Below are 17,510 nucleotides of genomic sequence, written 5' to 3' on the forward strand. Positions count from 1 at the left end.
CCTCCTATGCTTCTACAGTGATTTTTACGGGTTCACTCTTGTTATCGTCTTCATCCAGGTCATACAGGTCGTAGCGGAAGTATTGTACTACATCCGGTGCGTGATTGATGTCATATTCCTCTGCCTTGTTCTCGTTGAGCTGCTGCAGCATATGGTCTACAGCGGTAAAGCGTTGGTCATAAACATAATCGTAATTACGCAGGTCAAGCAGTGCGCCGTTGCTGTGCTGAACGTTCGGCTGTGCAGTGAAGTGCAGGTACATCCATTTATCCGGGTTAGTACCCTCCTGCTGCCATTCAGTCAGATTATCTGCCGGGTTGTTCACTGCAATGTTGTTCCAGTAAACGCTGTCGCTGCCGTCACGTTGCGGCGGTGCGCCCCATACAGCAGTCTTCATATGCTTATTGCTGAAATGCGCAACATTGTTGACTACCAGCTTATCGATATGGAACATGCCCTCGCTAACTTTGATAGAGCCGTTATTGAGCCACAGATGCTCGAAGCGGACACCCTTATTAGTAATTATCTCACCAATCTTCAGGTTGTCAATAGGCTTATTAAGCTGTGCGCCGTCCGGAACGATGGTCAGAAGGCCGTCAGCATCCAGACGCTGCTGAATCTTGTTAAGGTCAATGTCGCTGCCCTGAGCAATAATCTTGGTGCCTGCGATAAGCTCATCAACCTGCAGCTTTTCACCTTCGGTCCGCAGCTGCAGAGCTACCAGATCGCCGTTGATTTTTGCCAGTTTGAGACTGCCTTTGGCAACGTCGATACGCGCGTCGTTGGTAGCATAAATCTCGTGCAGGTCAACATCTCCGGCACCCTTGATGTGCAGTGCGAAGTTGCCGCTGTTGATATCACCCTTGTCGCCAAGAGCGGTAAATTTATTATCTTTATTATCATGGTCGGTTACGCTACCGTTCTGCAGTACATCGATGTTGATATTGCCATGCTCGGCAGTTACATCACCGCCGAAGGTGATGTCGCCTTTAGCTGCGTCTGTCTGCAGGTGGATGTTGCCAGCCGTGCTGTTGATAATATCTTCGGTAGTAATGCTGCCTTTAGCGTTGTAATCAACATTCTGCTGAGCTTTAACTTGGCCGCTGGTCGTAATGCTGCCGCCTGCGTTCAAATCTACGTTAGCAGTGTCGGAAGTAAGGCTACCGTTGGCAGTGATATTATTCGCTGCATCGATATCTACTGCCTGACCAGCAGTTACGTTCTGGGTATTTACGCTACCACCTTTAGAGTTGAGCACTGCATTACCGTTTGTTGCAGTAACATCGCCTTTGGTGTTGATATCGCCGTTAGCGTTGGCAATTACGTTGTTAAGCGCATTTACTGTGCTTGTTACGCTGCCTGCGCTGGAGTTAAGAACTGCATTACCGTTTGTTGCAGTAACATCGCCATTGGTATTGATATTACCGTTAGCGTTGGCAATTACGTTGTTATTAGCTTCAACTTGTCCGCTAGTCGTAATGCTGCCGCCTGCGTTCAAATCTACGTTAGCTTGGGTAGAAGTGAGGTTACCGTTAGCAGTAATATTTTGTTTTGCGTCGATATCTACATCTTTATTAGCTTTAACGTTCTTCGTCGTTACACTGCCCTCACTGGAGTTGAGCTTTGCTTGACCAGTTTCTGCAGTAACATCGCCATTGGTGTTGATATTACCGTTAGCGTTGGCAATTACGTTGTTAAGCGCATTTACTGTGCCTTGGGTTGTAATGCTACCACCTGCGTTCAAATCTACGTTAGCAGTGTCGGAAGTGAGGCTGCCGCTAGCAGTGATATCTTTCGCTGCATCGATGTCTACTGCCTGACCAGCAGTTACGTTCTTCGTAGTTACGCTACCTGCGCTGGAGTTGAGAACTGCTTTACCGTTTGTTGCAGTAACGTCGCCATTGGTATTGATATTACCGTTAGCGTTAGCAATTACGTTGTTAAGCGCATTTACTGTGCCTTGGGTTGTAATGCTGCCGCTTGCAAGCAAATCTACGTTAGCATTAGTAGAAGTGAGGCTACCGTTGGCAGTGATGTCTTTCGCTGCATCGATATCTACTTCGTTGTTGGCAGTTACGTTACCGCCAGTTGCAACGGAACCCTTCTTAGAATTGATGCTTACCTTATCAGCTGCATTCAAAGCAACTCCGTCTGCCGTAGTAATATCGCCATCGGTCGTAACCGTAATATTACCGGTATGCTCATCATTATACTTAGAGGTATCAATAGTGGAATTAATGGTAATCTTGCCGGTATCTGCCTGGTAGTTTTCAATCAGGACATCGCCCTTGATATGAGAATCAGCAACAGTAACCAGCAGATTATCCGTCGTACCGTTAAACCTGGTTACGCCATTAACCATCAGGCTGCTGCCTGCGTTCTTACCCTTAATCGTTAGGCTCTTCACCTTATTGCTCTTGCTGAGCAGCTGCTGCGTCTCGCCGGATTCAACTGTCAGATTATCTGCAGTAATACCTGCAGCCGCTGCATCCTGCATTACGCTGCCATTGGCATCCAGCTTCAAGCCGTTGTTAGCACCGTTCACCGTAATGCCACTGCTTCCAAGTGCGATATTGCCATTAGTTGCGGTAATTACACTATCAGCACCCGCTGTCAGCGTGCTGCTGTTCAGGTTAACGTTGTTACCTGCAGTAATGTTGCCTGCGCCGTCAGATGTAATGCTGCCGGTTGTTACGTTCACATCTTTACCTGCGTTGATATTGCCTGCGCCGCCTGCAGTAACAGTACCTGCGTTCAGGTTAACATTGTTACCGTTAACAGTTACATCTCCGCCTGCGTTGATGCTGCCGCTAGTTGCGCCGTTACCGAAGTTTACATTGCCGTCCAGGTTGAGCTTAGCATTTCCTTTAGCAGTAATGCTGTCAACTACCAGGCCTGCATCCTTCGTGCCTGCGCCCTGCAGGTAAACAGAACCATTTTCTGCCTTAGCGTTAATCACAGCGCCATTTTCCAGAATGCGGATACCGTCATCAGCTTTGCCGATATCGCCGTTGGCTGCCTGCAGGTTAATGCTGTTGGCGTTCAGATAACCGGTATTCTTGCCTGCTTCCGTAGTCATCTGCATACCGTTATCTGCCTTGAGCACCAGCGTACCTGTTGCCGCATCCTGAATTGTCAGCACCTGCGCCGGCTTGCCGCCTGCAGCCGTCTGATGCAGATATACGCCATGGCCTGTATCAGTATTAGCTTCCAGATTGCCGCTGATATTAGTCTTGATAAAGGCATCCTTGCTGCCTACATCACCATTGCCGCCCTGGATAATAAGGTTATCGGCAACAATGCTGCCGTCGTTCATGCGAATACCCTTATCACTGAGCAGCTTAACGTCCTGCGTCGTGTTAATCGTACCGGAAATATCCAGCATAGTATCCTTAACGCCTGCCAGATAAACATTACCGGTATTGCCAGTATTACTGGTGTTGGCCTTAAGATTCAGCTTGCCGCCATCTGCCAGCTTTACAGTAATCTGACGCTGCTGACGAACCTCAATTCTGCTGTCTTTATAATTCCAGGTAAGGTCACCGGCCTTAGCCTGTGCCAAAAGCTTAAGATTATCCAGCTTGCCCATCTCGCTGTAGGCAATGTTAGTTGCTTCGCCGTCGATACCGATGTTCTTGCCTGCGCTCAGGCTGATGTTCTTGCCCTGAACGTTGGCCTTATCTACTGTAAGTACCTGGCCGGGGGCTGCATTCAGCACGCTGTCCTGAATAGCATACAACAGCTCATTTTTGCTCCAGCCGTAGGCAGTGCTGTTATCAACCTCTGCGTAGTTGATAATCCACTGCAGTTCAGCATCGCTATAGCCTTTGTCAGCAAATACACTGTCTTTTCTTAAGGCCTCCATATAAGCATTGCGAGCATTAGTAAGTGCTTGTTTCTGTGCATCCTTATCTGTAAGCTTCGCTGCTTCCGCACTAGCATCAATGTAAGCCTTCTTCGCTTGGTTGAGAGTTTCGCTGCCGGCAAGCTTATCATTATAAGCTTTAGCTGCTGCTTTATAATTGTCAACCTTAGCTGCATCCAAACGTTGTGCCTGTTTTTCCAGTGCCTGCACACGCTCGCTCTTGGCTGCCGCTGCAGATGCTGCGCTTTCTTCTGCCTTGTCATTACTGTTAATCAGTCCCAGCTCCTGCCACTTTTGCAGCTTGCTTTCGCTGTCGGACAGGGTGCTGTCGCCTACTGCGTCGATAAAGCTGCCGCTGGTTGTAAGGCTTACATCACCGGTCTGGCTGGCAATATGACCGATGCGCATATCACCGTTGCTGTTGGTCAGCGTAATATCGCCATACGCGTTGGCATTTACGCTTGCAGACATGGTATCACTGCTGGTCAGCGTCTGACCGGGAACAATCGCTGCGTTAATCGCACCAAGAGTGGTGAAATCAATGCGGTTGCCGTTCAAAACAGTATCACTAGCTGTAGTAATGTCACCTGCTGCATTAATTACCAGGTTACCGCTCAACGCGCCCTTATTGCCGCCGACAAATTGCAGCTTGCCACGGTCGGAATTAATGCTTACGTCACCGGTCGTTGCTTCAATATTCAGCTTCGCCATGTTGCCCAACGCACTGTGATTGATGCTGATGCCTTTGGCTGCTTTAGCAGTCAGGTCATCCGCGTCAACGCGTGCACTGCCAACAGAGCTGATAGCACCGCCATTGCTGTTTAAGGTAACCTTACCGATTGCACTGCCGTCAGCCTTAGTTGCATTGCTGATGTTGCCTGCAAGATACATATCCTTGGCACTGTTAACGCTGATGTCACCGCTGCCGCCGGTCATAAAGCCAACGTTAATCGGCTTATCGCCCTTAATCGTATAGGTGCTGCTAGTGGAATGCATCTGGGTTTCAGTCCAGGTATAGGTGCAGTTGCCATAGCCAAAGATTTTGCCTGACAGACCGGAATATTTCTTGTTTTCGACAACAGGCGTGTAAGTCGATTCATCAGGATTATTATAGTCCTTAGTCGTTACACCATATTCCTTGGCGTTATTGTTTACCTTAATAACAGTACCCTGTCCCAGCGGATCGGCGCCAGTAATACTGGAGGAAGAAACCTCTGTCTTACCGTTCTTAACTTCCTCGTTCTCGACAAAGTCCTTAGTAGTACCGTATTTGATCAGGCCCCAGAAAACGAAGTCCTTCTCATACTGCCACTTGATAATCTTCTTATCACCGGAGGTGCCACCTGTCCAGTTAATCGTCATACCGTCAGCCGGTTTATAAGTGGTAGCAGAACCATTAACCTGCGTTGTGCTGGTAGAGGTTGCGTTACCCTTATTATTGAGCTGCGTTGTTTTAACGGACATCTTCTGGCCATCAGTGGTGTACTCAGTCAAGGTGTTCTTCTGCGTATCCTTAATGCTGATGAGGCCGGTGATATCCTTATTAGTGATTTTGTTTACCCGCAAATTGCGGTCTGCGTTCGTAGTATCAATCGCAATGTTGGCAGTACCGTCCATCGCCAGCAGCTTGCCGCTGCCAGTGCTCGACAGAGCGCCGGTAATATAAATCTTACCGCCGTTAGGTTCAATTGCTTCCGTCAGCAGCTCCTTAGTTGCAGGGTTGTAGTAAACCTTAACAGTATAGTCGTAAGCGCCGGTTGCTGCGTTATAAACTGCGCCGGCCTTTGTGCTTACGCAATACTTATCGTTGGACATAACATATTGATCGGTAAGTGCAGTCCGGTTACGCGCATAGTCGCTATCCAGATTGCCGATTTTGTTGTTGGCTGCATTATCAAGTGTAACCTTGAAATTCTTGTAGCCACTCTGTACCAGGCCATCCAGGTTAACATTCAGGCCGCTGATATAAACGTTGTTGCCTGCAACGATACCGCTGGATTTATTGACGCTGTAATTCCTGATCTCATTAACCTCTGCATCAGTAAGGCCAAGATCGTCCTTATGCGCAATCAGAGCGTCCTTATACGCCTGATAGCTGCCGATATTGCTCAGCCAGTCAATCGTAGTCTTGCCATTAACAGCCTGATTGGAAACATAGCTTTGAATCTTTTTAGCAATAGCATCGCTGAACTGGTACTTGGTTACCGGGTCACCGCCGATAAGCAGCAGGCCCTTGCTGTTCTGCGTTACCGAACCCTTGTCAGCCTTCAGCTCAATGTTGCGCGCGCTGATATTGGCATTGCCGTCTACGTTGATATTGTAATTGCTGTTTTGGATTAAAACGTCACCGGTGCTGTTCTGCACAGTACCAAAGATACCGATATCAGGCTTAGTCAAACCGTTGGTAGATATGCCAGTGCTCTTGACAGTAATCTTCGGATCAGCGTTAGTACCTGCAGCATTATTCATTGTACCATTGAAGCCATCAACCTTGCTCACCTCGGCATCGTTGTAGCGGATTACGCCGCCCTTATCCTTGATAGCCAGGTCGTTAATCTTCAGGTACAGGTCACTGCTGTTATTAATCGTCAGGTTCTTAGCACCCTGCGCCGTCAGGCTGCCGCTGCCCTGCAGCTTGTCAGCCTCGATGTTGATGTTGCCGCCGGAAACAACGATATCCTTGACATCAACTGCCGGCAAAGAAATTTTATCGAAAATACTTCTGTAGGTTTTGCCACCCTCTACGCTGGTCTTGACAAAGCCATTTTCTTCCATTTGGGTGATGATGCGGTCTCTTTCACTGTTCAAAATGCTGTATTCGTCAGAAGTGGAAGCATATTGGCCCAGAAGGTCATTAATTTCCTGCAGACGGGCGTAAAGACCATTTTGCAGCTCAACCACATCTGCAGTAACATTCTGCTTGGTATCGAACCAATCCTGACCTGCGCCAGTTTCAACCTTGATGCCGCTGAAGTCTATGCTGCCTTCTTTACCGGAAATAACATTGCCGCTCGCGTCAAACTCAGGATTAGTAACCTTAGTGCTGCCGCTGATGGTAAGCTCCAGATTATTATGGATGCCTGCGCGTACATTTTTACCGCTGGCAATATCCACATAGTTATTAACTGTTTCGCCCGGAGTTACCTCTCCCAAAGCTGTGGAGGTAACGGAACCGCTGCCGCTGGTACCCTTATAGATGTTATATTCGCGGGCGGAGGTCGATACAGTGGTCATGCCCTTGCCAGCCTTGAAGTTGACGTGGCGTACACTGTCGATATCGCCGTTGATGCTTACCTGATTTTCCTGCGTCATCGTGTTCTTGGCTTTCGGAGCAGTAGCCAGAGGAACTGCCGTCTTGTTATATGCATCCGCCAGCACGTTATAGGTCAGCGAAGAAGTGATGCCGTCCAGGTTTGCACCTGCGTAAATATTTACGTCATTGGTGCTGAGAATCTTACCATTAGTAACGGTAATCTTATTGCTGCGGTTCAGAGTGTTATCTGTTTTGGCAGAAGCTGCACCCACAGCACCGCCCTGGGTATCTGCAGTAGTATCAAAGGTTGCAGTGGTTTCATCGGTTGCTGCAAGGGTGATATCCTGATCAGCCTTCGCCGTCGACAGATTACTGCCACTAACATTGATGCTGTTGTTATAGGTGATAACATTCTTGCTTGCTGCGATAGTAACAGGAACAACGCCGGCAGATTTAAGCGTATTACTGTAATTCATCTTGCCGTCGGTATAAGCAAGCGCCTCAATAGAGCCTGCGCTGCCGGTACCGCTCAAGGTTGCATTGTTGATGTTTACGCCAGCAGTGTATGTCAGATCATTGTCCATATCATTAACGTTGACACTGCCGCCGCCATAACCGCTGCCCTTCAGGTCAACGTCATGGTTCAGCGTGTTGTTGGCAATGTAGGACTGCTTGCCGCTGGTTGTAATATCGCCTGTTACGTTGATGTTGGCATTATGCGTAACATTGTTTTTAATTTCTGTGCCGCTGGCACCGACAACGGCCGCCGTCAGGGAGTCCGCCAGAATATCCAGCTTATCCGCATTATTGGTAGCAACGCTCAGGGAGCCGACATTCTGCCACTTGCCGCTCACGTCAGCAGTAGTATTGGTAGTAATCTGATTCTGCGACCTTGCGGCAACAGGGTTGAAGCCTACAATACCGCCGCCATAGCCATTGGCATCATTATTTACTGCACTGTAGCCGGAGCTGCTGATGTTTACAGAGCCCAGGCTGTTGTATACATTCTCTTTAACGCCCGCTGCCTTCACGCTGGTCGTCAGGTTCGTCTTAGTATCAGACCAGTTGCTGCCGCTGGCAATATAACCGCCCACTGTTACACCCAGGGTATCTGCCGAAATAACCGAAGCATTATCAGCCTTGAGCTTCAAAGCGTTGACACTATACTGCTCTTTACCCACATCAACGCTGACAGTCATATCATTTTCTGCATAAGCAGTGTTGAAGCCTGCAGCGTATTGACCGGAGGCAGTAGCACCAATTGTTTTAGCGCTTACATTATCTATAGCATATTCTTTATTGTTCTCATCCTTGGCAGTCTGGGTGGTTACGTTTGCCGTAATCTCCACATTATCAGCTGCAAAGCTGCTGCCGTCCGCAACCTTTGCTTCTACCGTACCGCTGGCCTTAGCCTTGGATACTGCCACACCTGCTACCGCCAGCAGGCCGCCGGAATAAGCCTGCGCCTCTGCGCGTACTGCAGGCTTATTGGTTGCGTTCATGCTTACGCTCTTGCCCAATAAGCCGGAAGCACCGGTTACGTTAACCTTGCTGCTGCCTGCATCTGTAGCAAGTGCAACAATGCCCTGCGCTGCAGCAATGCCAACCATGCCGCCATAGGTTTCTGCAGTAATGCTGTTGGCTTTGACAGAAGCAACGTCAACCTTGCCGATATTATAATATCCATTACCGTAACTGTACTCTTTGCCGGCAATCAACTTGCTGCCGCCAATAGTTACAGTATTATCGCTATTATTTGTAGCATTAGTTACCAGCACACCGCCAGCCACAGCGCCTGCAGTTGCGCCGATAGTACGTACTGCTGCACTGCTGGTATCCTCTGCTTTAACTGTCAGTGTACCTTTGGAGCTGTTATCGCCTGTAGCCTGAAGCGTACTCCTATCGATAGTAATAGCATTAGCGCCATGCAGACTGTTCTGCGCGTAGGCAGCACTGCCTGCGAAAGCAGCGCCTGCTGCTACCTGATAAGCATCAATCTTGGACGTGCCGTCCTGCACACTGCCAAGCGTTACATTCTTGGCGATAAGCTTGCTGTTATTGTTGATGGTTACGCCGGTCTTGCGTTCTACATCAAGAACTGCAACAGAAGCGGCAATGCCATTGCCTGCGATACCTCCTGCCACCTGCGCCGATGTCAGCTTAGCATCAACAGTACGCTTAGCGTTGACCTTCGTATCGCCGGTTGCCTGCAGCGTAGAATTGCTAACCTTCGCCTGCACGCCCTCAGCCTTGCTGCTGCCCTTGCTGGCAGTAGTACCAGGACCTGCACTCAGCTTCTGGCCGTTGCTGTCGGTATATTTATCAAAGGTCATACCTGCAGCGTTAGAACTGCTCTTGCCGTCTTTATTAGTAACAGTGCCGACAGTTCCCTGGCCTTCAATTGCAGCATTTGCTTTATTGAGAATATCGTTTGTATTAAAGGTTGCCTTTTTATCACTATCCGTAGTTTCGCTGTCGCCATACTGGTCCGCAGCTGCTGCGCCAATCGTGGTTACGCTGACGTTTGCACTGTAGCCATGTCCGCCGAGCGCAGCGTTTTCTACTACCTGCTTAACGTCCAGCTTTTCGGTTGCTGCCACGTCGATGGCACCGGCAGTAATCTTGCTGCCGCTGATTTCGGTGATAACGCCTGTGTCAATCGTATTCACGCCTACGCCGATGGCAACGCCTGCAGCGCCCACTGCATCAGCACCATTGACAAAGCTTGTTTTCACAATGTTATCTGCCTTCGCTGCGAAGGTGCCCTGTACTTGCAGGTTGCTGTTATCCTTCACCAGCGTGGAAACAGTGTTATCCAAATTATTTACAGCTACGTTCAGACCGCCTGCAACCATGCTGGCAGCTACGCCAAAGACTGCTGTTGTCACATCAGTCTTGTTGGCAGCGTTAACAGTGATATCACCTGTTTCAGCCGTTACTTTGCTGCCGCTCAGCTCAGCAACAGTCTTGCTGTCATCATCCACTACGCCGATGCCTGCGCCACCGGCAGCGCTCACGAGCGCACCGGAAGCTGCGGCAGCAGCGCTGCGCAACGTAATATCGTTAACGTGGTCAGCAGTAATTGCCAAACCATTATTCGTGCCTTGGATATTCTTTACTGCAGCAGTAATTTCTGCGTCCAGCTTAGCAACCGAAACAGTGCCCGCGCCGGCTCCGGCGCCATAAGCGCCGCCGGCTGCGGCAATACCGTAGGAGTTGGTGGACATTTTCGCCTTATTCAAGGCAGCGACGTCGATGCTATTGCCGTTGACAAGCTTCTTCGCACTGCCACCGTCAATCATTGCCGTTACATTTCTGCTGACAACACCGGTATCAGATGCCAGACCGAAGCCTGCACCACCATCAGCGCCACCGCCTACACCCAGCGAACCTACATGGCTTTCGCTCTTGGTAGCATCGTTTGCTGCTACATAAACGTCTGCCTTGCTGCGGTCGGTCAATGCTGCATTAATGCTGCTATTCGTTACCTTGGCATTGGTTGCGCCCAAAATACGGTTAACAGTAACCGTACCTGCTACGCCCACGCCAACGTCAGCACTGACTGCCACACCAGCGCTGACTGCTACATTCGTCAGGTTGTGCTCCGCATCAGCCGCGATGATAACGCCGGTGCGCTTTTTATCGCTGACTACATTATCATTATCCTTATTGCGTTCGTTGACAGCCACACCTGCATCATTGCCTGCTGCCGTCAGCTCTGCATTATTCTTAACTACGCTTTCAGTAGTACCGCTGATTTCATTGTAGGCTACACCCATGCCAACGCCGGCCTGACCGCCTGCCGCCACACCAAAGGCACCTGCAAAATTCTGCAGGGTATCCTTGCTCTTGGCAATTACGGCCAGCGTGCCGTCTGCATTAATCTTGGCACCGTCAATCGCAGCCTTGGTATCGTTCGCCAGCAGGTTTACGCCGATGTTACCGGCAATACCTGCAGTTTTGGCAACACCGCCAGCTACGCCAACAGAAAGAATGCTGCTGTCAGATTTAGCTTCAGCTGTGAAGCCCTTAACCTTGTATTCACCCTTGGTAACAGTAGTATTGGTATCAGCATCAAGCTGGTTAACCGCAATACCTGCACCAATCGCAGCGTCTTTAGCACCTGCAGCAACAACGGCAACGGTAGTAATCTTGCCCTTACTGTCAGCAGTAGCCTGCACAGTCGCTGCATTATTCTTATCCTTATTGATATGGGTATTAACAAGCTCTGTATCGGTATCCTTCTTGATCATAGCAGCAGAGCCTGCGCCACTGAAGGCCACATTACCGGTAGTAATGGAGGTACCTACGGAAATAGTCGTCAGCGTAGATTCATCTACGGCATTGACGCTAATCTTGCCATCGTCAGTAGTGGTAATATCAGCATTATTGATAGCAGCCTTGTTGGTTTGCTTTTTCTCGCCAGCGCTGCCGGTGATATTGCCGATTTCGTTATAAGCTACGCTGCCGCCAGCCGCAAATTTAGCATTGCTGCCTGCGCTGACGCTTACCGCACCCACTACTGCCAGCTGGTTGCTGTCATCCGAGGACTTCACTGCCACCTTGCTCATGTTGTTGAGCTTCGTACGTCTGCCGTCATATTTGTCAATAACAGCTTCTACATCATTACGACCGCGGTTAACAACAACCACGCCATTCAAAGCGTTGGCTGTACCTGCGGTAACTGCTGCACCGACGCTGTACACGTTACCCTTGTTGGCTGCATCTACAGTAAGAATACTGCTAGCATCATCATTCGCGCCGCTTATTTCGCTGCCCTTGACATACGCACCGGTAGTATTGTTCAAGGAATTGTAGGCAACTGCCAAGCCTGCGCCCACCTTAGAGTTGGAACCGGCAGTAACGCCAATCTGTCCTGCAACATTCACTGCCAAAGCACCGCTTTCGGCCTTTACATCAGTTTTGGGCGTAATAAGCTTGCTGTTTTCAACAGCTGCCGTAATATCGTTATTCAGCGACTGCCAGTTAGCACTGCCGCCTACGCCGAAGCTGCCTGCAGTTCCGGCAACACCGGCCGCAAAGCCTGCCAGTACAGTATGGCTTGCCGCATTAACGTTCGTGCCGACCAAAGCATCACCGCTGCCTTTGCCGGTAGTCGTAATATTGCTGTCCTTAATCTTAGCATTGTAATCATTATCAATATCGCTGACAGTTACAGATGCAGCTGCGCTACCGCCGTCGTTACCGGTGGTAACGCCTACGCTGACCGCGCCTGTAACAATCACATTGCCGCCGCGGGTAATATCAACATTGGTAGGCTTATCGCTGTCGCCGCTTTCATCTGCTGCCTGCTTCACCTGCTCCAGATATGCAGAGCCGTCAGCATCGAGGCCGCGTTTCTTGAGATATGCAGCCTGCGTGTTGGCAGATTCCGCTGTATCATAGGCTGCAACATTCAGGCTTTCGCCGGTCAGTGTTACGCCCTCAACCGTTGCATTGGCATAGTTATCCAATTTATTGTAGGCGGAATTGCCGGAGAAAGCATAGGAGGTCTTGGCACCGCCTGCTACACTCACGTTGGCAGCTACGCCAACCTGCGTCATGTTGGTAGTCGCTTTGACATCAGCAGTAGTAATCTTGTCATAGGTGCCACCTAAAATGGCCGCCTGCACGTCATTCTTCAGCGAACCGTAGGCCACAGTCGCGCCGCCGACAAAAGCGTTATCGCCACCAATAGAAAGGCTGGTATTCACGCCGCCGGTTATCTGGATATCGTTATCAAAAGCTGTATTGGTAATGGAGGTTGCACGCTTATCCTCACCGCTTACATTTTCATTATTAACCTTATTATTCTGCAGCAATGCATAAGCAGTATTATCTGCAATATTTACCGACGCATTGACGGTAGCAGCAATATTAGTGCCGCCATTGCCGCCGGAATTCTTCGCCAGCGCCAGTCCCAGGCCTGCAGCTGCCAGCGAGCCGGATTTTTGCGCATTGTTGATAATCGCAGCAGCGTTTTCAATTTCGCTGTTGCTGATTACCGCCAAGGTCTGCGAATCGATATCATTTACAGCAGCAGTACCGCCAAAGGCTGCATTATGGCTGTTCGCATTATTGTCCTTAGTCAGCTTCTTCCAGGAGATGCCTGCAGCACCACCGGCAGCCACCATCATAGCAGTGTCCTTAGCAGTTACAGTGATAGTTTTACCGTTAGTAGCGTCCTTGGCAATGTTAATCTTAACATTGTCCACAAGTGCACCGGTATCGCCATCCAGCAGATTAATTGCTGCGCTGCCTGCACCAGCAATAGTTACGGAGGACTGCTGCCCGGACGGAGTAGCGGTAGGCTTTTGGTCAGTAGGCAATACCTTCTGCGCTTCGGTCTGACGGTCCATCAGGCCGTTAATCTTTCCTGCTACCTTATGGTCAAGTGCATTGAGCTTATTTGTAAGAGCATTAGTCTTGTTGCTTACGAAATTACCCAGCTTGTCAAAAATACCAACTTCACCACTGTCATCAGCGGTAGATACGCCGCCGGCAACAGCAACATTGATAATTTTGCCGCCGGTTTCAGCATTAACCTTAAACGAGCCTGCATTGATAGTGCCTTTAGTGCCATCAGCAGTCTTAGAGCCGAAGAAGTCTGCCTGCTCTGTATATGTCGTATCGCCGTCCGTACCCTGACGCAGACCGGAAGCATTCTGCACCAGCTGCTGCAGAGTTGCACGTTTTTCGGCAGCAGTATTCGCCAGCTTTTCGGCTTCCTTGCTGCGGTCCGCATTTGCGTCCTCGCCCAGTTTATCACCGCTATCGCTGCCGCTTTCGCCCTGCTCAGTTGTAGCCTGCGGAGGAGCTGCATAGCCATTATCACCAATCGCTGCATAGGTATAGCGGTCAAAATTGGTAATCGTTGCTGCCACACCAATGCCTGCATTTTCGCCCATAGCCACAGCACCAGCTGCGCTATAAACATTGGTATCATTCTTAGCATTGAGGTTGACTGCGCCCGTGCCTGCGTTGATAACTGCTTCGTCATCTACGGAAACAAGGCTGTTGCTTGCACCCTCAAGGTATCCCACCATGCCGCTGACGCCGCTGGTTGTGCCTTTGCCTGCGCCAAGCGACAGCTGGATATGGTCAATTTTATTTTCCGTACCTATATCTATAGAGCCTGCAGTCAGCTTCGCTCCCTGTGCTACCGCAACAAGGCTGTTGGCATCAGCCAGGCCAATGGCAAAGGTTCCGCCAGCTGCGTTTTTACCACCGCCATTAAGGCCGAGCTTACCTGCCAACGATACATCAAACTGCTTCGATGCAGCCTTCATTGCCAGCTCGTTACCAGCTTTAATGTTAGCGTTCTTACCGATTAATATGCGCGCATTATTGCTGATATCCGTTGCTACTGCACTGCCTGCCAGCGCAATTGTAGCAGGCTTTTCATGTTCTCCAGGGCCGCTCTTGCCGCCGTTAGCACTACCTGCCGAGAAATTAAGATAGCTGTTGGGATTAGCAAAGGCTGCAGCTGCGCTCACTACATTAATCGGACCTACAGCAATATTCTTAGCTTCATCACCCAGTGCACTGGTCAAAGCGCTGCAAGCAGCAGTGAAATCTTTATACTTTTGTCCGCCGAACAGGTCCATGAAGTCCACCTGCTCTCCACCGTTAGAAGAGAAGCAGTTATCCTTGGCATAATTAAAGAAAGCATCTGCTGCATTACTCAAGGCATCTGCCTTAGCTTCGATATCAGCATGATTTTCACCTTTATAGGCAGCCTTAACCTTGGCGCAGGCATCCTTAACCTCCTGCACCATGCGGTTGATACGGTTATATTCAAAGCTGCTGTTGGCCGCAATATTTACCTTGCCACCGGTAAGCGTAACGTTGGTAGCGTTGTCAGGATTCTGTGCTTCCTCGCCACCGGCAACAGTGACGGTAGCAGTATTATCCAGCTTGCTGTAAAGCACGGACGCATTGACGAGCGCCTTGTTGTCTACATCCTTGTCATAGTTATTGCTTTTGCCGGTAACCTGCATCTGGGTATCTTCAATAACGCTTTTAGCAGTGATATTAAGATCATTTTTGGCAGCAAGCGCAACACCCTGCCCAATTTTTACATCAGCAGTATTGCTTTCCACTGCAACGCCCACGCTGACGCCGGTGCTCATGAAATCAGCCAGCTTATCCCACGGCTTAGGCTCCGTCGGTGCAGAAGGTGTAGACGGCGCGTTAAGCTTATCCTTCAGCTTTTGCGGCGTGTACTTGGCGTTGGCCAGCCATTTTTTAATACCGCCCAATAATTGATCCTTAGCGCCGTTTTCGCCAATAAGCGAATCTAAGGACTGAGAGCCTTTGATATTGGTAACAATCTTCTTCATAAATGCCGAAGAACCCATAGCGTTGTTGGCAATGACAGTATTATCCGTCAAAACATTTTCCGCATTAACAGACAGGCTTCCATCCTTGCTGCTTACATTGCCATTGATGTTGACATTTGCCTTGCTGTCATAATCAGTTACGTTGACAGCGGTAGCAACTACAGCCTTTTCACCTGTGCTTACCTCTGCCTTGGTAATCACACTGTTTACAGACTTCGCTTCAATGTTGACGTCCTTTTGCAGCTCAGTCATCTGCGCAGTCTTGCCAATGGTAACACTGCTCTTGTTGTCACCCGTAGTGATATTCAACGCTACATCACCCAAATTAGGGTTTTCAGAAACATCCATAGTGGTGGCCTTGGCTTCACTGTTCACCTTGCTGTCGGCCAAGGCAGTAACGGACGTACCGCCCGTGGATTTAAGGGTGCCGTCAATATTTACTGCTGCCTCATTATGTGTTTGGCTGTAGGTTACGGCAGCCGCCGGGATGATGTTGGTGCCTGCCACGTTCATAACCTTCAGCAAAGCAGTGCTGGCGCCAGCGCCGGCTTCCACGCTGCTGTTCGCCTTGATATTCAGCGCAGGCTTAACAACCTTGCCCTCGCTGACAGTATCACTGCCAGTGGCGTTAATCTCAGCACTTTGGCCTACGTTGACCTCAGCCTTGCTGTTCAAAACTGCATAGGAAGCATCAAGGTTAGCTGTGAGTGCGCCCACAATATTAGAAGTAACGTTGCTGGCGTTCAGCACGCTGCTTTCCGCGCTCACATAACGGTTAACTGCATCGGCAGTAATATCAACCTGCGTTGCTTCAACAGTGCCATCAACATTGACTGTGGCATTAGTAGTAACGATCTGCCCATAAAGATGGGAATTGGTAGTAGTGGAGGGAGTATAATTTTCTTTATATTGGTCGGATTTTTCAACTACAACATTGTTCAACGCCTGCGCGCTTAGCTTGGCATTGCCTGTAGCCTTTACTTCTGCGCCATTGGCAACGCTAAGCTCGGCTTCCACCTTAGCGCCTGCAATCTTACTGAAGTCATCAAGCATTTTGTAGTTATCATTATAATTGTTAGAGGCTGCGAGGACGATATCACCGCTGCCCGTTTTTTTCGCAGTAAGTGCAGTACCAGACAGACCGGATTTAACTTTATTAGTATTAACAATATCCTTAAAATTAACAACTCCAGTACTAATAGACGCACCCGTTGCCGTTGCGCCTGCAGCTACATCACCTATAGTATTTTCACTTACATTTTTGCCTACGCCAATCTTGGCAGCACGCAAATTAACAGCGTTAACAGCGTTAACCTTACCTAAAACGTTGATGGTGCCGCTGGCGTTAATAGGAATCTGGGCAAAGCCTTCATCCTTGATTATAGTATTAAACTTATCCTCAGTACCAAGTTTCTTATATTCATCAAAGGCAGTCTTAGTCGGCGTAGCAACGTAAAGCGCACCGGCATTAATCACACCGGTTTTGCCAACTGCCATACCGTTGGAGCTGAAGAAGAAAAGGTTACCGCCAATCTTTTTGTTCTGAATCGCATTGACTGTGCCGTTGATATCAATGCGTGAATCAACAAAGTTAACCAGATTACCAACCTTGCCGTTTACATCCGTGCCAAAGTACATATTGGCAATATTATTAGCGTCCAGCTTGAACTCTTTAAACTGGTTAATTGCTACATTATTATTGAAAACCTGACTGGCAAAAATGTCAGCAACACCGTTTTCATTAAATTTAACGGCATTACCATCCGCCCTTGTAATAGTGCTCGCCAGTGCAGCTACAGGCTGCATTACAAAGCCAATGGCCGTAACAGCGCTGACAATTTTCTGTGCAGTGGAATCTTTCGCAATAGCGCTCAAGCTGAGCCTTTCTGCGCTACGCAGGAATTTACGGTTAACCTTCATCTTAGTTTCCCTCCTTATTAATGCCTAGCCGATATGCATAAAAAAGCAATAATCTTCTAAATTAATCTTAGAGCATCCTCTGCGAAACAGCAATTAACTAAAGGTTATGACCGCCTGCTCGCAGTAAGAT

General features: G+C 49.2%; 1 protein-coding gene. It reads right to left on the reverse strand.

From position 1 onward, the window contains the following. Positions 1 to 4 precede the first annotated feature (4 nt). Positions 5 to 17,380, reverse strand: coding sequence for a leukotoxin LktA family filamentous adhesin (locus tag BN587_RS09115; protein ID WP_021720813.1), 17,376 nt, complete (start codon positions 17,378 to 17,380; stop codon positions 5 to 7). Positions 17,381 to 17,510 lie beyond the last annotated feature (130 nt).

Origin of the sequence: Phascolarctobacterium succinatutens CAG:287, assembly GCF_000434895.1 — a bacterium.
In the GTDB taxonomy this organism is placed as follows: domain Bacteria; phylum Bacillota; class Negativicutes; order Acidaminococcales; family Acidaminococcaceae; genus Phascolarctobacterium_A; species Phascolarctobacterium_A succinatutens_A.

What these genes read in the sequence shown, in the direction of transcription:
- BN587_RS09115 (WP_021720813.1), bottom strand. Translation starts at nt 17,380, where the DNA reads ATGAAGGTTAACCGTAAATTCCTGCGTAGCGCAGAAAGGCTCAGCTTG.